Genomic DNA, 18,697 nt, shown 5'->3' with positions numbered 1-18,697 from the left:
GCAGATGAGTGCCACCGCTTCGGACGACCGCCGGACCTACCGGATCCGCCACAGCACCACCTACACCTACGACGCGCCCGTCACCGGCTCGTACGGGATGTTCCACCTGCGTCCGCGGGACCTGGACTGGCAGAGCTGTCTGGCGCACGAGGTCGTCGTCGACCCTCAGCCGGCCGACCTGTTTCGGCATACCGACCTCTACGACAACACCACGTCCTACTTCCACGTCGTCCGGCCGCACACCGAGCTGCGGGTGACCGCAACCAGCGTGGTCGAGGTCGGAACGCCGCAGCACCGGAGGGAGGCCCTGGCCCAACCGTGGGAATCGGCCCGCCCGTCGGCGCGCCCGGAGGTGGCCGACTCCTGGCGCGCGATGGACTTCACCTTCGCCTCGACCAAGGTGGACCTGGTCGACGGCGTCACCGAGTACGCGGCCGCCTCCTTCGCACCGGGGCGCAGCATCGGAGACGCGGCCGTCGAGCTGATGCACCGGGTCCACGACGACTTCACCTATCGGTCCGGCTCGACCACCGTCTCGACCCGGGTCGGCGATCTGTTGCAGACCCGGACCGGGGTCTGCCAGGACTTCTCCCACTTCCTGATCGCCGGTCTGCGCGGGCTCGGCCTGGCCGGCCGCTACGTCAGCGGCTATCTGGCCACCCGTCCGCCGCCGGGCAAGCCGCGGCTGGTCGGGGCCGATGCCAGCCACGCCTGGGTCGGGGTGTGGATCCCCGGCGACGGCTGGCTCTATCTGGACCCGACCAACGACCGTACGACCGACTTCTCCCACGCCACCGTCGCCTTCGGCCGCGACTACGCCGACGTGCCGCCGGTGAAGGGGGTGATCTTCACCGAGGCCCAGTCCTCCTCGATGAAGGTCAGCGTGGACATGGCGCCGGTCGACGAGCCGGCCGGGCAGCGCTGAGCAGGACCGCGGCATTCACCCGCTCCAAGTGGAGCGGCGGGGCGGAAGGCGTCTAGGCTGCCTGCGTGAGCCGACGATGAGCAAGGTCGACGCCCAGCGGGCGATGCGTGAAGCCAAGTACGCCCGGATCAGCGCCAGCGGCCCCACTCGCCGCGAGGCAGCCGCTGCTGCCGAACCGTCATCGGCCGCGGCCGCGCCGGAACCCAAGGCCAAGCCGGCTCGCGCCGCCGCCAAGAAGGCCGCGCCGAGTGCTGCCGCACCCGAGGGGGAGCGTTGCGGGCACAAGTCCATGAACGGCCGGGCCTGCACCCGGGCTGCGGGTCACTCGGAGAAGAGTCACCGCTACGGCTGAGGGGGAGTCGAGGGCCGTTGGCTGAGGAGCGGAGTGCGGGCCACGAACCGACGCTGCCACGGGGTCTCGACGGCTCGACGGTGGTAGTGCGTACGCGTCCAGCCCACCGCAGCATCGGCCGGTATCCCCGCGTACCGCGCCAGAATGGCGATGGCGGTTCCGGTACGGCCGATCCCGCCGTCGCAGGCGATCTCGACGCGGAATGACGAGGAGCGGTCATAGGCGTCGCGCAGTGCGGCGGTCGCCTCGGTGGCTGAGCGCGGCAGACGGAAGTCGGGCCAGCAGATCCAGCGCGACTCCCAGCGTTGTTCGACGTGGCGCCGAGTCGTGAGGTAGATCCCGAACTCGGGCAGCTCGCCCTCGCCGGGTGGTCCGCTGCGCAACGCCCGACCACGGACCCGACGCCCGTCGGGCAGCACCACCACCCCGGCCACCGATTCCGCACAGCTGCCCATCTCCGGGTCCGTGCAGGGTGCTTGCTCGGCGTCGCCGGCTACTTCGCCAGGTCCACGAAGAGTCCGGTGAATCCGCCGCCGGTCAGCGTGACCAGGTTGGTGAAGAAGGTCCCGCCGAGGTCGGATGACACCGCCGCGGACGCATCGTCGTAGTCGGAGAAATAGAGGTCAAGGGTCCGGTACGCCGGCGTGGGGGTGCCGTCCTCCTTCGGCCAGACCTTGCCGGATTCGCAGCGCACCAGAGCGGGCAGCGTCGTGGCCTGTTCCAGCAGCTCCGGATAGCCGGCATCGAAGGCACCGACGTCGGAGGGGTTGTCGATGATGAGGGTGATCTTGGTTGGCACGAGCTGGCCCCTTTCGCGAGCGGTACCGCCTGCGCAGACAGTACCGCCGCGCGCTGCGAGACAGGGCGGTCGGCGACGAATTGCCGGAATCTCGGCGCCACCGCGCCAATTGCCGGAATCTCGGCGCTACCGCGCCATTTGCCGGAATCTCGGCGCTACCGCGCCATTTGCCGGAATCTCGGCGCTACCGCGCCAGGGCCGGCGCTGGTGAGTGGAGTGGTGACGCAGCGATCGAGCCGACTCAGCTGCGGGCCGAGTGCTTCTTCGTCCCCGCGCCGCGCGGTACGTCGAAGTGCGCCAGCGATGCCTGCCGACGCCGCAGCGAGGACCACGGCCCGGTGAGCTCGAGCGTGGCCAGGCCGCTGGTCGGGAACTTCTCCTGCAACCGGGACCAGCTCCGGCTTATCGTGGGCACGGCGAGATAGTCCACCAGCTCGGGCACTCCGGGGGCATGGCCGATCAGGAGCACGGTGCGTACCGAGTCGGGAATGCCGCGCAGCAGCGCGGCGAGCTCGCCCGCCGAGGCTTCGTAGATCTGCTCGGACACGCGCAGGTCGCCGGCGACCGCACCGGCTTTCGTGGCTCGCTGCCAGGTCTGGCGGGCGCGCAAGGCGGAGGAGCAGAGGACCAGGTCCACCTGCAGCTCCCGGCTCGCGATCAGACTCCCGACGGCGACCGCGTCCCGGCGGCCACGACTCGCCAACGGCCGGTCGTGGTCGGCCACTTCGAGACCCCAGCTGGACTTGGCATGCCGGAGCAACAACAAGGTGCGGGCGTCGCTCGAGGGGGTGGTCGCCATGGGCGCCAACCTAGGCGGTCAAGGTGATCAGCAGGTTACGACCCGGCGGCTCCTCGGCCGGCCGTGGCGATGGACGGCAGCTCGTCGGCCGTTCGTGCCTGTGGACGGCAGCTCGTCGGCCGTTCGTGCCTATGGACGGCTGCTCGTCGGCCGTCACCGCCAGCCGGAGGGCAGTTCCGCGGCGGTCGGCACCCACTGCCGGCGGGCGATCCGGTCGGTCTCGCGCCGGCGGCGAACGGCGATCACCGCGGCCAGATAGTCCCGGGCCTCCATCGGGATCGGCGGCTGCGGCGCGGTCCGGGCGGCGACCTGACGAGCCAGGTCGCGGGCCAGCTGTTGCTGCGGCGGGGCGAGCAGCGCGTCGTAACGCTGGACCAGCTGCCGAGCGGCGGTGACCAGCTCGTCGCTCAGCCTGCTCACCTCGAGCTGGCCGGCCCACTCCTCGAGCTCGGGCGGCAGGTCGGGAATGGCGGGTGCGGGCCGGGGCGCGCGGACACGGACCACGATGGTGCCGGCCATCAGATCGCCGAGCCGCTTCGACTGCGGGTGCAGCGCAGAGCAGACCAGTCCGCCGCAGAACCCGGTCCAGGGCGCGAAGTCGATGGTCCAGAACGCGAGCCCGCGCAGCAGTGCGTGCCGGAACCGGATCGCGCCGCCGTCGTCGCGGACGACCCGCAGCCCGAGTGCCCAGGCGCCGAGAGTGCGACCGCGGGTGATCGTCTCGCTCGCGACCGGGTAGCCGTAGAGGAGCAGCAGGACGCCGGCGATGCCGGCTGCCGTCTGGGCCGCGGCGGATGCGCCGACGAACAGGTCCAGCACGGAGGAGTAGAGATAGCTCAGCGCGGCGATGACGGCGACGTCGATCATGGTGGCCAGCATCCGGGTCGGTACCCGGGCAGGCCGCAGGTCGAGCAGCACCGCGTCGCCGGTCACCAGCTGGTTCACGCTCCACACCCTAGCCGTGGCCGGCACCACCACCGGCGACCCGCGCACCTCTAGGGTGGGCCCCGTGGACCTCGACTCCTATCTTCTCGAGCACAGCCCCCAATGGGACCGGCTGACCGAGCTGACCACCCGGCGCGGGCGGCTGAGTGGAGCCGAGGCGGACGAGCTGGTCGATCTCTATCAGCGGGTGTCGACCCACCTCTCGGTCGTCCGGAGCAGCGCCAGCGACCCGGTGCTGGAGGCACGGCTGTCGGCCCTGGTGGCGGCCTCGCGGAGCGTGGTGACCGGAGTCAGCGTCCCGCTGTGGCGTACGGTCGGACGGTTCTTCGCGGCCGGCTTCCCGGCAGCCGTCTACCGGGCCCGGTGGTGGTGGATCGGCGTCGCCCTGATCAACGTCGCGGTGACGGTGCTGGTCGCCTGGCGGGTGATCAACACGCCGGGCCTGGGGGAGTCGCTGCTGGACGACGAGTCGGTCAAGCAGCTGGTCGAGCACGACTTCGCCGCCTATTACTCCGACAACCCGGCGAGCCACTTCGCCCTCCAGGTGTGGCTGAACAACGCCCGGGTGGCCGCGATCTGTCTGATCCTGGGGATCGCCATCCTGCCGGTGCTGATCGTCTTGTGGGCCAACATCTCCAACCTCGGCGTCACGGCCGGGTTCATGATCGGCGCCGGCCGGGCCGACGTCTTCTACGGCCTGCTGCTGCCGCACGGCCTGCTGGAGCTCACCGTGGTCTTCGTCGCGGCCGGGGCTGGCCTGCGGCTGGGCTGGAGCTGGGTCGACCCGGGGCTACGGACCCGTGGTCAGGCGCTGGCCACCGAGGGCAGGGCAGCGGGGGCCATCGCCCTCGGGCTCGCCGTCTGGCTGCTGGTCTCGGGGCTGCTGGAGGGATTCGTCACGCCGTCCCAGCTGCCGGCCTGGGCCCGGCTGAGCATCGGGGCCCTGGCTTGGCTGGGCTTCCTGGTCTACGTCTTCACCCTCGGCCGCCGGGCCGCCCTGGCGGGCGAGACCGGCGACCTGGACGCTCCCGAGCTGGAGGCCGGGGTACCGACCGAGGCGGCGCGCTGAGGCTGCGGTGCCGGCCCGCGCCGGGGCGGCGACCCAGCTCCTAGGAGTCGCCGTCCTCGCCGCCGGTGTCCTTCAGACCGTCCCAGATCTCCTTGCACTCCGGGCAGACCGGGAAGCGTTGCGGGTCCCGGCTCGGCACCCAGACCTTGCCGCAGAGGGCAACCACCGGGGTGCCCATCACCATCGCCTCGGTCAGCTTCTCCTTGGGCACGTAGTGCGAGAACCGCTCGTGATCGCCCTCGTCGAGGCGGTAGTCGGTGCGCTCGTCGACGATCGTCTCGGCGCCGGGACTCAGTTGCTGCTGGCTCACGCCGGTCAGTCTAGACGCCACCGGAGCATGATCGAGCTAGCGCCGCGGGTCTGCGGTGCACCGCAGACCGACCGGGCGAGTCGGGAGCTCGTTCGGGGCGAAAGGCTAACCGGTTGACATCAATTGCTGGGAAGGTGGTGGACTGACCCGGTGAGCACCCCCGACGCCGAGCTGAGCAGTCCCGGCCAGAGCATTCCCGGCCAGACCACTCCCGACCCCGACCAGCGCGGCCGCACCGTCTCGCGGCGGACGCTGGCGTTCGGGCTGTGCCTGACGGTGGTGGCCATCGCCTTCGAGTCGATCGCCGTGGCCACGGCGATGCCGGTCGCCGCCCGTGAGCTCAACGGCCTCACCTGGTATGCCTGGTCGTTCTCGCTGTTCGTGATCGGGATGCTGTTCGCCACCGTGGTCGGTGGTCGCCTGGCCGACCGGATCGGGCCGGCGAAGCCGCTGCTGGTCGGCATCGCGATCTTCGCGGTCGGCCTGGTCGTGGCCGGCTTGGCCCAGACCATGGCCCAGCTGCTTGCCGGCCGCCTGGTGCAGGGGATGGGCAGCGGGCTGATGAACGTCGCCGTCTTCGTCTGCATCGCGCGGGTCTTCGACGTCGCGCAGCGACCGCGGATGTTCACCTACATCTCGACCGCCTGGGTGCTGCCCGCCTTCGTCGGCCCGCCGATCTCGGCCTGGCTGACCTCGCAGCTGAGCTGGCACTGGGTCTTCTTCGCCGTGCTTCCGCTGGTCGCCCTCAGTACGGTCATGGTGCTGCCGACCCTGCGGACCATGATGCGGACCCACGAGCCCATCCCGCCGTCGGCGAGCCGCCCCGCCTCGCTGTGGGCGGCGGGCCTGGTGGCCGTCGCCGCCGCCGGCATCCAGCTCGCCGGTCAGCGGCTGGACCGGCTCGCCATCGGGTTGGCGGTGGCCGGGGTGGCGGCCCTGCTGGTCGGGCTGCCGAAGCTGATGCCGGACGGCTTCCTGCGGCTGCGGCGCGGCCTGTCGGCCGTCGTGCTGGTCCGCGCGCTGCTGCCGGGGGCGTTCTTCGGTGCCGAGGCCTTCATCCCGCTGATGCTGGTCGAGCAGCGCGACCTGGACCTGGTGCTGGCCGGCGCCGTGCTGACCTTCGGCGCTATCGGCTGGACCACCGGCTCGTTCCTGCAGTCGCGGACCTGGCTCAAGGTCCGCCGGGACCGGTTCGTCACCTACGGGTCCCTCTTCGTCACCCTCGGGATCGCCGTGATCGCCGTCGCCGCAGCGCAGCCGCAGCTGTGGATCGGGCTGGTCGCGATCGGCTGGGTGTTCGCCGGTTTCGGGATGGGGATGGCCACCGCCAGCACCTCCCTGGTCGTGATGAACCTCTCGCCCACCGCCGAGCAGGGCCGGAACGCGTCGTCGTTGAACCTCGGCGATGCGCTCGGCTCAGGCATCTTCGTCGGCGTCTCCGGGTCGATCTTCGCCGCGCTGCACCCGGGTGGGGACCTGCCGCTGACCTTCGCCACGGTGATGGTGGTGATGGCCGGTATCGCGCTGCTCTCCTTCGCGGCATCGCTGCGGGTGGGCGCCGTCCGCTGACCGCGGCGTCCCCGTCAGACCACCGCGGGCGGTGGTCCGCAGCGCCCGGAGCGGCGGTCGAGCAGGCCCGGGGACCTCGTCTAAACTCGGGCCAGTGACTGTCCCGCACCCCGAGATCTCCACCACCGGACTGCCGCCGGCCTTCCCGGACCGGGCGGCCTGGGGGACGGCGAAGCAGCTGCGGGCGTGGCAGGCAGCGGCGTTGGAGCAGTACTTCGCCACCCTGCCCCGGGACTTCCTCGCGGTAGCGACCCCGGGGGCCGGCAAGACCTCGTTCGCGCTGACCTTGGCGGCCAATCTGCTCGCCCGTCGCCAGATCGACCGGATCATCATCGTGGCGCCGACCGAGCATCTGAAGACCCAGTGGGCCGAGGCGGCCCACAAGATCAACATCCCGATCGACCCCGCCTTCGGCACCAAGCAGGGCAAGACCAGCCGCGACTTCGTCGGGATCGCACTGACCTACGCCGGCGTGGGCATGAACCCGCTGGCCCTGCGGATCCGGACCGAGGGCTTCAAGACCCTGGTGATCCTGGACGAGGTGCACCACGCCGGCGACGCGCTGAGCTGGGGTGAGGGCGTACGGGAGGCGTTCGAGCCGGCGAAGTTCCGCCTGATGCTCACCGGCACCCCGTTCCGTTCCGACTCCAACCCGATCCCGTTCGTCCGCTATGAGCCGGACGGCAGCGGGGCGCTGCGGTCCAAGGCCGACTACGCCTACGGCTACGGCGAGGCGCTGGCCGACGGCATCGTCCGTCCGGTGCTGTTCATGGCGTACTCCGGTGACATGCACTGGCGGACCAGCGCCGGTGACGAGGTCTCGGCCCGGCTCGGTCAGCCGCTGACCAAGGACCTGGCCAGTCAGGCGCTGCGGACGGCGCTGGACCCGAACGGCTCCTGGATCCCCTCAGTCCTCAAGGCCGCCGACACCCGGCTGAGCGAGGTGCGCAGCCACGTCCCCGACGCCGGAGGGCTGGTCATCGCGACCGACCAGACGGCCGCCCGGGCGTACGCGGAGACGCTGCGCGCGATCACCGGCACCAAGCCCACCGTGGTGCTGAGCGACGAGCCGGGCTCGAGCAAGAAGATCACCGCGTTCTCCGAGGGCACCGACCGCTGGATGGTGGCCGTGCGGATGGTCTCCGAGGGCGTCGACGTGCCCCGGCTGGCCGTCGGGGTGTACGCCACCTCCATCTCCACGCCGCTGTTCTTCGCCCAAGCCGTCGGCCGGTTCGTCCGTGCCCGGTCGAAGGGTGAGACCGCCTCGGTGTTCGTCCCCAGCGTCGGCAGCCTGCTGCAGTACGCCTCGGAGATGGAGCTGGAGCGGGACCACGCGTTGCGCCCGCCGGGCCAGGTGGAGGAGTCGGACCTGCTGGCGGCGGCCGAGCGGACCGAGACCGAGACGGGGCTCGAGGCCGAGGAGAAGGGCGAGTTCGCCGCCCTGGGCAGCGAGGCCGACTTCGACCGGGTGGTCTTCGACGGCGGCGAGTTCGGGCTGACCACACAGTCCGGCAGCGCCGACGAGATGGACTATCTCGGCATCCCCGGGCTGCTGGAACCCGACCAGGTCAAAGACCTGCTGCGACGCCATCAGGCCCAGCAGGTGGCCCGTGGACCGCGCGAGGAGAGTGCCGCCCGCAGCACCCACGAGCAGCTGCGAGAGCTGCGCAAGGAGCTCAACGGGCTGGTCGGCGCGTGGCACCACCGCACCGACACCCCGCACGGGGTGATCCACGCCGAGCTGCGGAAGGCCTGTGGCGGGCCGCCGTCGGCGGTGGCCACCGCTGAGGAGCTGCAGGAGCGGATCGACCGGATCCGGCAGTGGGCGATCAGCGGTCGCAGCTGAGCCGGTGACGTGGCGACGTCTCGCTGCCGGGTCTCAGCTCAGGGCGACGACGGTGAGGAACAAGGTGATGGCGAACACCGCCAGCGCGCCGAGGCCGATCAGGACGAAGAACGACACCGGCCGGGGGTGGTGCTCGTCCTCGCCGGCCTGGGGCGCGGCGGGGGCGCGGCCGTAGCCGGACAGCTCGGGTGCGCTCGGCTGGTGCACCGGCCGGTACGCCTGGTCGGCCCGACCGGGATCGGCGGCACTGCTCGGAGCCGACGGCCACGAGCTCGGGTAGTCGGCCGGACCGGACGGGGCGTACGGCGGCGGCTGCGGTGGGAAGGGCTGCGCGGGTGGGTAGGTCTGCGCTGATGGGTTGGTCTGGGGGGATGGGTTGGTCTGGGCTGATGGGTTGGTCTGGGGTGACCGCGCTGGGCCCTGATGGCCGCCGGGCCGGGCCGGGGCGGAGGGCTGCTGCGGGTGGCTGATCAGGCTGCTGGGGGTGGCTGAGGAGGGTTGCGACCGCGGCGACGTAGCGGTCGGTGGCGCAGCCCGCAGCACGGTGGCCGCCGGGACCGGGCTGACCGAGGCTTGGGCACTGTGGATCTGGTCGGCGATGCCGTCCAGGGCCTGAGCCAGGATCGCCGCGGTGGGCGGACGCCGGTTGGGGTCGGCGGCCAGACCGGAGACCATCAGCGCGTCGAGGATCGGTGGCGCCCCGATCAGAGCCGCGATCGGCTCGGGTTCCAGGTCCGGACGACGGTGCAGGATGTCGGTCAGACTCCGGACGGGGAACGGCGGCTTGGCGGTCAGCATCGCGTAGGTCAGCGCAGTCAGGGAGTAGATGTCGGCCCGGTGGTCCAGCACCCCGACCCCGCTGGCCTGCTCGGGGGCCATGTAGGACGGCGTACCCGCGGTCATGGTGGCGCCGGCGACATCGACCATCGATTTGGCCACCCCGAGGTCGGCCACCAGCACCTGGGTCTCGCCGGATTCCTTGCGGGCCAGCAGCAGGTTCCCCGGGGTGACGTCGCGGTGGATGATGTCGGCCTCATGCAGCACCTGCAGCGCGCGGCAGGCCTCGGCGCAGAGCCGCAGGGCGCGCTCCGGCTCGATCAGCTGCTTGCGCAGGTCATCCATCGAGCCGCCGTCGATATAGTCCATGACGAAATAGGGCCGGCCGTCGTCAAGGGTGCCGATGTCATACACCTGCACCAGGCGACGGTCACGGATCCGCCGCATGATCCGGGCCTCGGACAGGAACCGGTTGCGGACGTCGGCGTTGGCGGCCCAGTTGTCAGCCAGCACCTTCACCGCGACCGGGACGTCGAGGTCGTCGTCATGACCGAGCCAGACGGTCGCGAACGACCCGGCACCGAGGCGCCGGTCGAGACGGTAGCGACCGATCTTGTCCATTGCCGACATTGTGGCCTATCCGGGGCCAGGTGCTAGGACCCGGCTGGTCCGATCGCCGGTGGCGCCGGTGCCAGCGCCGGCGGTGACGACTGCACCAGGGGAGCCGTGCGGTAGGGCACCTGCTCGGCCAGCCCGATCAGGGTGCCCGCCCGCACCACCTGGGGATGGCTCACCATCTGGTCGATGACCCGCTGCAGGTCGGCGTTGGACCTGGCCACGATCCGGCACCACAGATCGCCGCTGCCGGTGATGGTCCAGCACTCCAGCACCTCCGGGATGGCACTCAGCTGCTCGTTGACCGGCCCGCGGCCGGAGTGCTGGACGATCTCCAGGGTCACGAAGGCCGTCACCACATAGCCCAATGCGGTGGGGGAGATCGTCGGTGCCCAGCCGGTCAGCACCCCGGTCCGCTCCAGCCGGTCCAGTCGCGCCTGGACGGTCCCACGGGCCACCCCGAGCCGTCGGCTGGCTTCGAGCACCCCGATCTGTGGCTCGGCGGCGAACAGCCCGAGGATGCGGCGGTCCAACGCGTCCACCGGTGCGTCTGCTGTAGTCATGATGCCCTTTTCTGACCTGAGAGGTCGGGCCGAGTTGATCAGAATGTACAGCGAAAACCGCAGCTCTTGCGCACCGTGTCGACCCCGCCCACAGTGACGTCATGACCGATGTACTGACCCAGACCGTGCTGACGTCGGATGAGAAGCTCGCCCACCTGGACGCCGACCAGCTGCACCAGCTGATCGGTCTGGTCGAATACGACGCCTCCTCCGACCCGTTCCCGGTGACCGGTTGGGACGCGGTCACCTGGGTGGTCGGCAACGCCACCCAAGCCGCCCAGTTCTACCAGGCCGCGTTCGGGATGACCCTGGTCGGCTATGCCGGCCCCGAGACCGGCCGGCGTGACTCCAAGGCGTACGTCTTGACCAGCGGCGCCTGCCGGTTCGTCCTGGTCGGCGGCGTCAGCGTGGACAGTGGGGTGCTCGAGCACCACCGGCGGCACGGCGACGGGGTCCTCGACGTCAGCCTCGCGGTGCCCGACGTCGACCGCTGCATCGCCCACGCCCGGGCGCAGGGAGCGCGGGTCCTGGTGGAGCCGCACGACCTTCGCGACGAGCACGGCACCGTCCGGACGGCCACGATCGCCGCCTACGGCGACACGCGGCACACACTGGTCGATCGGTCCGGCTACACCGGGGTCTACCTGCCCGGCTTCGTGCCGCGGTCGTCGAGCTACGTCCGAAGCGACGGCGCCCCGGCGCGGCTGTTCCAGGCCCTCGACCACGTGGTCGGCAACGTCGAGCTCGGCCGGATGGACGCCTGGGTGGACTTCTACCACCGGGTGATGGGCTTCACCAATATGGCCGAGTTCATCGGCGACGACATCGCCACCGACTATTCGGCACTGATGAGCAAGGTGGTGGCGAACGGCAACCATCGGGTGAAGTTCCCGCTGAACGAGCCGGCGGTGGCGAAGAAGAAGAGCCAGATCGACGAGTTCCTCGAGTTCTACGACGGCCCCGGCGTCCAGCACCTCGCGTTGGCGACCAACGACATCGTGACGGCCGTCGACCGGATGCGTGAGGTCGGCGTGGAGTTCCTCGACACCCCCGACTCCTACTACGACGACCCGCAGCTGCGGGCCCGGATCGGGCAGGTGCGGGTGCCGATCGAGGAGCTGCGCCGACGAGGCATCCTGGTCGACCGGGACGAGGACGGCTATCTGCTGCAGATCTTCACCCGCCCCCTCGGCGACCGGCCCACCGTCTTCTTCGAGCTGATCGAGCGGCACGGGTCGCTGGGCTTCGGCAAGGGCAACTTCCAGGCCCTGTTCCAGGCCATCGAGCGGGAGCAGGAGCGGCGCGGCAACCTGTGAGCGGTCCACCGCGCGCCGCAGCACGGAAGGCAGCCGCAACGTTCCCAGGTGGAACCGGCGGCGCCCGTCGCTGGCAGAGGGAAATCGCGCTGTCGGCATTAAGGTGGGCGCCGTGAGTGACATTCCCGTGGGTTCGCCGCCGGTCCCGCCCGGTCGACATGCAGCACCGGGCGGCTGGTACCCCGACCCCGTTGACCAGTCGCGGGAGCGCTACTGGGACGGCTGGCAGTGGTCCCGCAACACCCGCGAGCGCGAGGGAGCCGTGCCGCCGAGCAGCCAGGGCTGGAGCACCCCGTACCCGGCGCCGGGTCCGCAGGGGCAGGGTTCGTACGGCTCCGGACCGGCCGGCCAGGCCGCACCGGGCTCGCACCCCGCCGGCTCGCAGCCTTATCCCGGCCAGCAGCCGTACCCCGGCCAGCAGCCCTATCCCCAGCAGCCCTATCCAGGCCAGCAGCCCTCGCCGGGCGCGTACGGCCAGGCCGGTCTGGTCACCACCGCCGACGGCGTGCCCCTGTCCGGGTGGTGGTGGCGGGTGCTCGCGTCCGTGGTCGACACGCTGATCATCTCGGTGCTGGCCGTGATCCCGGCCATCGGCATCTATCGCCGGGTCCTGGCCACGATGATCGCCTACGTCCGTGACGTCGTCGACGCCACCAACTCCGGCTCGCCGCTGCCGCCCGAGCTCGACCCGAACACCGCCTTCCCGTTGCGCGACCAGCTGCTGGTGGCCGTGATCACGGTGGTCGTCGGGTTGATCTACCACGTGGTGTTCCTGCGACTGAAGGGCGCGACCCCCGGCAAGCTGCTCTGCGGACTGCGGGTGGTTCCGGTCGACCACGGCCGCAGCACCGAGCGACTGAGCTGGTCGACCGCGTTGGTTCGGTCCACCATCTGGGTGCTGCCGGGGCTCAACAGTGTGCTCGTCCTGTTCCAGCTGCTGGACGCGCTGTTCCCGTTGTGGCAGCCCAAACGCCAGGCCATCCACGACCTGGCCGCGAAGACCCAGGTGGTCAAGGTCCGCTGAGCCCGCCCCGCGGCGAAGCGGTCAGCCTGCGACGATCCGGCCGGTCACCTCGCCCAGGCGCAGTCCGGTCGCGGTGCTGGCCCGCAGCGTCACCACATCCTGGTCCTCCAGGTACGTCCGGGTGCGCCCGCCGACAGTGATCGGGTCGCGGCCGTCCCAGGTCAGCTCCAGCAGACTGCCGCGCTGGTCCTGTCCGGGGCCGGACACCGTCCCGCTGCCGAGCAGGTCACCGGTACGTACCGCCGCGCCGTTGGCGCTGAGGTGGGCCAGCAGCTGGGCCGGCGAGTAGTACATCCGCTCATACGGGCAGCGGCTGAGCAGCTGGTCGTCCAGCCACACCTCCACTGTCACGGCGTAGCCGGTCCCCGGTCCCTGCAGGTAGGGCAGCAGCGGCGGTTGCTGCGGCGCCAGCGGTATCCGTGCCTCGTCGAGCGCCGCCAGCGGCAGCACCCAGGCCGAGATGGAGGTCGCGAAGCTCTTGCCCAGGAAGGGTCCCAGCGGGACGTACTCCCAGGCCTGGATGTCGCGGGCCGACCAGTCGTTGAGCAGCACCACCCCGAAGACGTGCTCGGCGAAGTCGGCGACCGCGACCCGGCCCTCGGGTGCACCGACACCGACCACCCAGCCCAGCTCCGCCTCCAGGTCCAGCTTGGCGGACGGACCGAACACGGGTGCCGCCGCGCCGGCGGGCCGGTGCTGTCCCGACGGTCGGCGGATGTCGGTGCCCGACACCATGACGCTGCTGGCCCGGCCGTGATAGCCGATCGGGAGGTGCTTCCAGTTGGGGGGGAGCGGGTCTCCGTCGGGACGAAAGATCGCCCCGACGGTGGCGGCGTGGTCTTCATTGGCGTAGAAGTCGACGAAGTCGGCCACCTCGATCGGCAGCCCCATGGCGGCCGACGACGCCGGGCGCAGCAGCGGCTGGACCACCGGTCGCCGTGCCGGGTCCACCACCGCGGCCCGGACCCAGTCCCGGGTCCGGCGCCAGACCGCGGGCCCCGCGGCCAGGAACGGGTTCAGGCTCGACTGGTCGAACAGGGCGGGGTCGCGACCGTCGGCGCGGGCCAGTGCCGCCAGGTCGAGCACCCAGCCGCCGACGGCGACCGCCACCCGGGCGACGCCGTCGACGACCAGCACGCCGTACGGCAGCTCCGCGGTGCCGAACGGTGCATCCGGGGTCACCTCGATCCAGCTCATCGCGAGCCCGGGATCGCCGCGAGTCCCGCCGGCACCGGACGCGGGCTCGGGCAGCCGACCCGGCAGAGCCGGCGGCGGACCTGCTTGACCCGGAGGTCGTCGAAGAGCCTCATCTGGGCAGGCTAGCGGTCGTCGTCCTCGCTTTTTCCCCACGGCTCTGGCCATCGCCGCGGCCCAGCGTCAGAATCGAGCATGAGCAGGTTCGATCCGGTCGAGGTGGCGCGATCGCTGCAGGCTGTGCGGCGGGCGGTGAGCGGACTTCCGGAGGTGTCGGAGCGGCCGTCCCACGGCGGTCCGGCGTTCTTCGTGCGGGACAAGAAGTGCTTCGTGATGTTCCTCGACGACCACCACGGTGACGGCCGACTGGCCCTGTGGTGCGCGGCTCCCGACGGGGCGCAAGGCGATCTGGTCGACACCGAGCCGGATCGGTTCTTCGTCCCGCCGTACGTCGGTCACCGCGGTTGGCTGGGCGTGCTGCTGCCGGGGCTGGACGAGGCCGAGCTGCGGGCCATCGTAGTCGACGCGTTCACCACGGTGGCTCCGCCCACGGTGCTCGCCCGGTGGACCGGGCGCGACGCGTCGGAGCCGGCCTGAACCAGGGAGCCCGGGGTTAATGTGGGACATGGCCTTCTACCGCAGTGTCGGGGAGATTCCGCCGAAACGGCACACCCAGTTCCGCCAGCCGAACGGAAGCCTGTACGCCGAGGAGCTGATGGGGGAGGAGGGCTTCTCCGCCGACTCGTCCCTGCTCTACCACCGCGGCATCCCGTCGGCGATGAGCGACAGCCGGGTCTGGCAGCTGGCCGACCTGGCCACCACCCCGAACCATCCGCTGCGGCCGCTGCACCTGCGGCTGCCCGCGCTGTTCGCGTCGGTGGACCCGGGCCAGGTCGATCTGGTCACCGGCCGTCGGCTGGTCCTCGGCAACAGCGACGTCCGGATCTCCTACGCGGTGGGTGCGGCGTCATCCCCGCTGTATCGCAATGCCATCGGCGACGAGTGCGTCTACGTCGAGTCGGGCTCGGGAACCGTGCAGACCGTGTTCGGCGAGCTGTCCTTCTCCGACCGGGACTACGTGGTGCTGCCCCGCTCCACCGTGCACCGCTGGCTGCCCGACGGCGAGGTGCGGGCGTACGCGATCGAGGCGAACTCGCATCTGAGCCCGCCGAAGCGCTATCTGTCGAGGTTCGGTCAGCTGCTGGAGCACAGTCCCTACTGTGAGCGTGACCTACACGGGCCGACGGCACCGCTGCTGGTCGAGGGCAGCGACGTCGAGGTCTTCACCAAGCACCGCGGGCATGGGCCCAGCGGGATCGTCGGATCGGTGGTGACCGCCAGCACCCATCCCTTCGACGTGGTGGGCTGGGACGGGTGTCTGTATCCCTACACCTTCAACGTGGACGACTTCGAGCCGATCACCGGCCGGGTGCACCAGCCGCCCCCGGTGCACCAGGTGTTCGAGGGCGCCAACTTCGTGATCTGCAACTTCGTCCCGCGCAAGGTCGACTACCACCCGCTCGCCGTGCCGGTGCCGTACTACCACTCCAACGTCGACTCCGACGAGGTGATGTTCTACTGCGGCGGCGACTACGAGGCCCGGAAGGGCTCCGGCATCGAGCAGGGCTCGGTGTCGCTGCACCCGGGCGGGCATTCGCACGGTCCGCAGCCGGGGGCCGCGGAGGCGAGTCTGGGCAAGGAGTTCTTCGACGAGCTGGCCGTCATGGTTGACACCTTCCGCCCGCTCGAGCTGGGCGAGGGCGGTCTGGCCTGCGACGACAGCGCGTACGCCCTCAGCTGGCACCGCGCTCTGTCCTGAGCGGCAGTCCGGTCGGGAATCGCGTCTGGGTCAGCTCTTCCGACGCGCTCCACAGCCGCTTCGCCATCGTCACGTCGCTGGCGGCGGCGGAGCGACCCACCAACGTCGGGTGGCCGCGCTGCTCGGCGAAGCCGTCAGGGCCGACATAGAGCGCGCCGGGCAGGTCGGCCACCGCGGCATACAGGGTCGGCAGCGCACCCATCTCTGCACTCTGGGCCATGACCTTGTTGCCCAGTCCGGCGAGCCGGTCGAGCACCGGGTTCCCGCTGCCCGCCTGCAGGTTGGTGGCGGCGTAGCCAGGGTGCGCGGCGAGCGCCCGGACCGGCGAGCCGGCCGCCTGCAGTCGACGCTGCAGCTCGAGGGTGAAGAGCAGGTTGGCCAGCTTGCTCTGCCCGTACGCCCGCCACGGGGAATACCGCCGGTGCTCCCCGTTGAGATCGTCGAGGTCGATCCGCCCGACCCGGTGCATCGTGGACGACACGGTGACCACCCGGTCGGAGATCCGGGGCAGCAGCAGGTTGGTGAGCGCGAAGTGGCCCAGATGGTTGGTGCCGAACTGCAGCTCGAAGCCGTCGGCGGTCCGGGCCTGCGGGACGGCCATCACGCCGGCGTTGTTGATCAGGATGTCGATCGGGTCGGCGATGCTCTCGGCGAATCGCCGGACCGAGGAGAGGTCGGCCAGGTCGAGCCGACGGACCTCCACCTGACCCGCGATCGCGCTCGCGGCGGCGTTGCCCCGGTCGAGGTCGCGGACCGCCATCACCACCCGGGCGCCGGCGCCGGCCAACGCGGCGGTGGTGGCGCGACCCAAGCCGCTGTTGGCTCCGGTCACGATCACGGTGCGACCGGCCTGCGAGGCGAGGTCGGTGGTGCGCCAGCTGCTCATGGCCCGACGCTATCCGGCCGCGGAGTTCGAGCGCGCGAACGGGTTGGCCGTCTCGGTGTGGGCCGGGTCGACGTAGACGGTGTCGATCACCGGCTCGCCCCGCGACATCTTCAGCGCCTCCATCGGCAGCTCGGCGCGCGAGCGGGCGTGCCGTTCCCGGGCCGCGGCCAGCGGCTCCTCGCCGACGATCTCACCGGCGCGGACCAGCGGCACCAGCAGTGGTCGGTCATCGTGGTCCCCGGCGGGTGGTTCACCGACCCCGATCAGCTCCAGCGTGGCGACGCCACCGCTCAGGCGGCGGAGCGCGAACTTGCGACCGCCGATGGAGATCTTGTCGGTGCTCTTCTTGGCGACCGGCACCAGGGGAGCGCCGGGCTCGTCGGAGTCCGCCCGCGCCACCAGCTTGTAGACGAAGCCGCAGGTCGGGTGACCGCTGCCCGTGACCAGCGCGGTGCCGACGCCGTAGCCGTCGACGGGCGCTCCCGAGAGCGCGGCGATGTTCCACTCGTCCAGGTCGGAGGTGACGATGATCCGGGTCTGGGTGGCGCCGAGCGAGTCCAGCTGGTCGCGGACCTGCTGCGCCACCGCGGCCAGGTCGCCCGAGTCCAGCCGGACGGCGCCGATCCGGCCACCGGTGAGCTCGACCGCCAGCTCGACGGCGTTGCGCACGTCGTAGGTGTCGACCAGCAAGGTCGTGTCCTCGCCCAGCGCGGCGACCTGGGCGGCGAACGCCTCCCGCTCCGAGCCGTGCAGCAGCGTGAACGAGTGCGCGGCCGTCCCGGTGGTGGGTACGCCGTAGCGTCGTCCGGCCTCCAGGTTCGAGGTGGCGTCGAAACCCGCGATGTAGGCGGCGCGGGCGGCGGCAACGGCGGACAGCTCCTGGGTGCGCCGCGACCCCATCTCGATGCAGGGCCGGCTGCCTGCCATCGCGGTCATCCGGGAAGCCGCAGAGGCGATCGCCGAGTCGTGGTTGTAGATGCTGAGCAGCACCGTCTCCAGCAGCACCCCTTCGGCGAAGCTGCTCTCCACCACCACCAACGGCGACCCGGGGAAGAAGATCTCACCCTCGGGATAGCCCCAGATGTCGCCGCGGAAGCGGAAGTCGGCCAGCCAGTCGGCCGTTGCGGCGTCGACCACGCGACGTTCGACCAGGAACCGCAGCGACTCGTCGTCGAAGCGGAAGTGCCGCAGCGCCCGCAGCGCCCGACCGACTCCGGCCACGACGCCATAGCGGCGACCCGGCGGCAGCCGGCGGCTGAACAGCTCGAAGACGCTGTGCCGCTCGGCGGTCCCGGCCTGCAACGCGGCCCGCAGCATGGTGAGCTCGTAGTGGTCGGTGAGCAAGGCGGTGGTGGGTACCTCGGTGGGTCCCCAGACCGGCGCGGTAGCGCTCTCGGAGATGGTCTCGGTCACGCGCCACAGCCTAGCGACGGGGCCGTTGTCCTCGTCGGTCGAGCCCTGGTCGGGCCGGCGGCGATCCGGACCGGGGCGGGGCGACACGGTGGCGGGGAACACCGCCCGGATTTGCAAGAATGGGCGCCATGTCAGCACCTGTGGAACCGAGCGTCACTCCTGCCGGCGGCACCGCCGTCGTCGAGCGGCCGGTCGAGGACGCGTTGGCGCAGACGCCCTGGGTGACCATCGTCTGGGATGACCCGGTGAACCTGATGTCGTACGTCACCCACGTGTTCACCAGCTATTTCCACTACTCGAAGGCCAAGGCCGAGAAGCTGATGATGCAGGTCCACCAGGACGGCAAGGCGGTGGTCTCCAGCGGCTCGCGGGAGGAGATGGAGAGCGACGTCAAGGCGATGCACGAGTACGGGCTCTGGGCCACGCTGGACAAGGCGGACGCGTGAGTGCCCGATTCGCGAGTGCCCGATTCGCGA

At 71.1% G+C, this 18,697-nt stretch carries 20 protein-coding genes; 10 read left to right on the top strand and 10 right to left on the bottom strand.

All coding sequences use genetic code 11. The features are described from left to right. Positions 1-4: 4 nt before the first annotated feature. On the top strand, positions 5-925 hold the full coding sequence (locus AC1XX3_RS01830; protein ID WP_483319364.1) for a transglutaminase family protein: 921 nt from the start codon (positions 5-7) through the stop codon (positions 923-925). A gap of 76 nt (positions 926-1,001) precedes the next feature. After that, positions 1,002-1,277, top strand: coding sequence for a hypothetical protein (locus AC1XX3_RS01825; protein WP_483319363.1), 276 nt, complete (start codon positions 1,002-1,004; stop codon positions 1,275-1,277). Here the strand turns inward: AC1XX3_RS01825 and AC1XX3_RS01820 are convergent. The 4 genes from AC1XX3_RS01820 to AC1XX3_RS01805 form a co-directional block, all read right to left on the bottom strand. Next, positions 1,268-1,732, bottom strand: a complete 465-nt coding sequence (locus tag AC1XX3_RS01820) for a protein-tyrosine phosphatase family protein (RefSeq protein WP_483319362.1) — start codon at positions 1,730-1,732, stop codon at positions 1,268-1,270. The genes AC1XX3_RS01825 and AC1XX3_RS01820 overlap by 10 nt on opposite strands. 38 nt (positions 1,733-1,770) lie before the next feature. After that, a complete protein-coding gene (locus AC1XX3_RS01815) occupies positions 1,771-2,076 on the bottom strand; it encodes a hypothetical protein (protein ID WP_483319361.1) in 306 nt (101 codons plus the stop codon). A gap of 241 nt (positions 2,077-2,317) precedes the next feature. Next, complete coding sequence (locus tag AC1XX3_RS01810) at positions 2,318-2,875, bottom strand: SixA phosphatase family protein (RefSeq protein ID WP_483319360.1); 558 nt, start codon at positions 2,873-2,875, stop codon at positions 2,318-2,320. A 153-nt stretch (positions 2,876-3,028) separates the two neighbouring features. After that, the gene (locus AC1XX3_RS01805) at positions 3,029-3,820 is read right to left on the bottom strand and encodes an RDD family protein (RefSeq protein WP_483319359.1); all 792 of its coding nucleotides are present in this window, start codon (positions 3,818-3,820) and stop codon (positions 3,029-3,031) included. Positions 3,821-3,884: 64 nt separating this feature from the next. On the opposite strand from AC1XX3_RS01805, the gene AC1XX3_RS01800 reads away from it, so the two are divergent. Further along, positions 3,885-4,889, top strand: a complete 1,005-nt coding sequence (locus AC1XX3_RS01800) for a stage II sporulation protein M (RefSeq protein WP_483319358.1) — start codon at positions 3,885-3,887, stop codon at positions 4,887-4,889. Positions 4,890-4,929: 40 nt separating this feature from the next. Here the strand turns inward: AC1XX3_RS01800 and AC1XX3_RS01795 are convergent, their stop codons facing one another. Beyond that, positions 4,930-5,199 carry a DUF3039 domain-containing protein gene (locus AC1XX3_RS01795; protein WP_483319357.1) on the bottom strand — a complete coding sequence of 90 codons (270 nt, stop codon included), beginning with the start codon at positions 5,197-5,199 and terminating at the stop codon, positions 4,930-4,932. A gap of 150 nt (positions 5,200-5,349) precedes the next feature. Between AC1XX3_RS01795 and AC1XX3_RS01790 the strand changes: the two genes are divergently transcribed. Then, positions 5,350-6,768: an MFS transporter gene (locus AC1XX3_RS01790; protein WP_483319356.1), complete on the top strand. Its 1,419-nt coding sequence runs from the start codon at positions 5,350-5,352 to the stop codon at positions 6,766-6,768. A 94-nt stretch (positions 6,769-6,862) separates the two neighbouring features. After that, positions 6,863-8,614 carry a DEAD/DEAH box helicase gene (locus AC1XX3_RS01785; protein ID WP_483319355.1) on the top strand — a complete coding sequence of 584 codons (1,752 nt, stop codon included), beginning with the start codon at positions 6,863-6,865 and terminating at the stop codon, positions 8,612-8,614. A gap of 33 nt (positions 8,615-8,647) precedes the next feature. Here the strand turns inward: AC1XX3_RS01785 and AC1XX3_RS01780 are convergent, their stop codons facing one another. Both AC1XX3_RS01780 and AC1XX3_RS01775 read right to left on the bottom strand, forming a co-directional pair. Then, complete coding sequence (locus tag AC1XX3_RS01780) at positions 8,648-10,012, bottom strand: serine/threonine-protein kinase (RefSeq protein WP_483319354.1); 1,365 nt, start codon at positions 10,010-10,012, stop codon at positions 8,648-8,650. 32 nt (positions 10,013-10,044) lie between these two features. Further along, positions 10,045-10,569 (bottom strand): Lrp/AsnC family transcriptional regulator, encoded by a 525-nt coding sequence (locus tag AC1XX3_RS01775; protein ID WP_483319353.1) that lies wholly within the window; start codon positions 10,567-10,569, stop codon positions 10,045-10,047. A 101-nt stretch (positions 10,570-10,670) separates the two neighbouring features. Between AC1XX3_RS01775 and hppD the strand changes: the two genes are divergently transcribed. Together hppD and AC1XX3_RS01765 are read left to right on the top strand one after the other, a co-directional pair. Then, complete coding sequence (gene hppD / locus AC1XX3_RS01770; protein ID WP_483319352.1) at positions 10,671-11,885, top strand: 4-hydroxyphenylpyruvate dioxygenase; 1,215 nt, start codon at positions 10,671-10,673, stop codon at positions 11,883-11,885. Between the two features lie 112 nt (positions 11,886-11,997). Next, complete coding sequence (locus tag AC1XX3_RS01765) at positions 11,998-12,909, top strand: RDD family protein (protein WP_483319351.1); 912 nt, start codon at positions 11,998-12,000, stop codon at positions 12,907-12,909. 21 nt (positions 12,910-12,930) lie between these two features. Here the strand turns inward: AC1XX3_RS01765 and fahA are convergent, their stop codons facing one another. Continuing rightward, the gene (fahA, locus tag AC1XX3_RS01760) at positions 12,931-14,106 is read right to left on the bottom strand and encodes a fumarylacetoacetase (RefSeq protein ID WP_483319350.1); all 1,176 of its coding nucleotides are present in this window, start codon (positions 14,104-14,106) and stop codon (positions 12,931-12,933) included. Positions 14,107-14,298: 192 nt separating this feature from the next. Here fahA and AC1XX3_RS01755 point away from each other — a divergent pair, with 192 nt between their 5' ends. Then, positions 14,299-14,700, top strand: a complete 402-nt coding sequence (locus AC1XX3_RS01755) for an MmcQ/YjbR family DNA-binding protein (protein ID WP_483319349.1) — start codon at positions 14,299-14,301, stop codon at positions 14,698-14,700. Between the two features lie 28 nt (positions 14,701-14,728). Then, positions 14,729-15,922, top strand: a complete 1,194-nt coding sequence (locus tag AC1XX3_RS01750; RefSeq protein WP_483319348.1) for a homogentisate 1,2-dioxygenase — start codon at positions 14,729-14,731, stop codon at positions 15,920-15,922. Here the strand turns inward: AC1XX3_RS01750 and AC1XX3_RS01745 are convergent. Continuing rightward, complete coding sequence (locus AC1XX3_RS01745; protein ID WP_483319347.1) at positions 15,897-16,808, bottom strand: oxidoreductase; 912 nt, start codon at positions 16,806-16,808, stop codon at positions 15,897-15,899. The genes AC1XX3_RS01750 and AC1XX3_RS01745 overlap by 26 nt on opposite strands. A 9-nt stretch (positions 16,809-16,817) precedes the next feature. Continuing rightward, a complete protein-coding gene (locus AC1XX3_RS01740; RefSeq protein WP_483320197.1) occupies positions 16,818-18,125 on the bottom strand; it encodes a nicotinate phosphoribosyltransferase in 1,308 nt (435 codons plus the stop codon). 224 nt (positions 18,126-18,349) lie between these two features. On the opposite strand from AC1XX3_RS01740, the gene clpS reads away from it, so the two are divergent. After that, the gene (gene clpS / locus AC1XX3_RS01735; protein WP_483319346.1) at positions 18,350-18,667 is read left to right on the top strand and encodes an ATP-dependent Clp protease adapter ClpS; all 318 of its coding nucleotides are present in this window, start codon (positions 18,350-18,352) and stop codon (positions 18,665-18,667) included. The last annotated feature ends 30 nt before the right edge of the window (positions 18,668-18,697 follow it).

It is taken from the genome of Microlunatus sp. M237 (assembly GCF_056896895.1).
Note: the sequence above shows the minus strand (reverse complement) of the source record. Positions and strands in the feature narration are given on the sequence as shown.

Bases quoted from the DNA above. Each gene is read 5' to 3' on its own strand.
- AC1XX3_RS01825 (WP_483319363.1), top strand. From the start codon at position 1,002: ATGAGCAAGGTCGACGCCCAGCGGGCGATGCGTGAAGCCAAGTACGCC.
- AC1XX3_RS01755 (WP_483319349.1), top strand. From the start codon at position 14,299: ATGAGCAGGTTCGATCCGGTCGAGGTGGCGCGATCGCTGCAGGCTGTG.
- AC1XX3_RS01780 (WP_483319354.1), bottom strand. From the start codon at position 10,012: ATGGACAAGATCGGTCGCTACCGTCTCGACCGGCGCCTCGGTGCCGGG.
- fahA (WP_483319350.1), bottom strand. From the start codon at position 14,106: ATGAGCTGGATCGAGGTGACCCCGGATGCACCGTTCGGCACCGCGGAG.
- AC1XX3_RS01745 (WP_483319347.1), bottom strand. From the start codon at position 16,808: ATGAGCAGCTGGCGCACCACCGACCTCGCCTCGCAGGCCGGTCGCACC.
- AC1XX3_RS01820 (WP_483319362.1), bottom strand. From the start codon at position 1,732: ATGGGCAGCTGTGCGGAATCGGTGGCCGGGGTGGTGGTGCTGCCCGAC.
- clpS (WP_483319346.1), top strand. From the start codon at position 18,350: ATGTCAGCACCTGTGGAACCGAGCGTCACTCCTGCCGGCGGCACCGCC.
- AC1XX3_RS01810 (WP_483319360.1), bottom strand. From the start codon at position 2,875: ATGGCGACCACCCCCTCGAGCGACGCCCGCACCTTGTTGTTGCTCCGG.
- AC1XX3_RS01750 (WP_483319348.1), top strand. From the start codon at position 14,729: ATGGCCTTCTACCGCAGTGTCGGGGAGATTCCGCCGAAACGGCACACC.
- AC1XX3_RS01775 (WP_483319353.1), bottom strand. From the start codon at position 10,569: ATGACTACAGCAGACGCACCGGTGGACGCGTTGGACCGCCGCATCCTC.
- AC1XX3_RS01830 (WP_483319364.1), top strand. From the start codon at position 5: ATGAGTGCCACCGCTTCGGACGACCGCCGGACCTACCGGATCCGCCAC.
- hppD (WP_483319352.1), top strand. From the start codon at position 10,671: ATGACCGATGTACTGACCCAGACCGTGCTGACGTCGGATGAGAAGCTC.
- AC1XX3_RS01740 (WP_483320197.1), bottom strand. From the start codon at position 18,125: ATGCTGCGGGCCGCGTTGCAGGCCGGGACCGCCGAGCGGCACAGCGTC.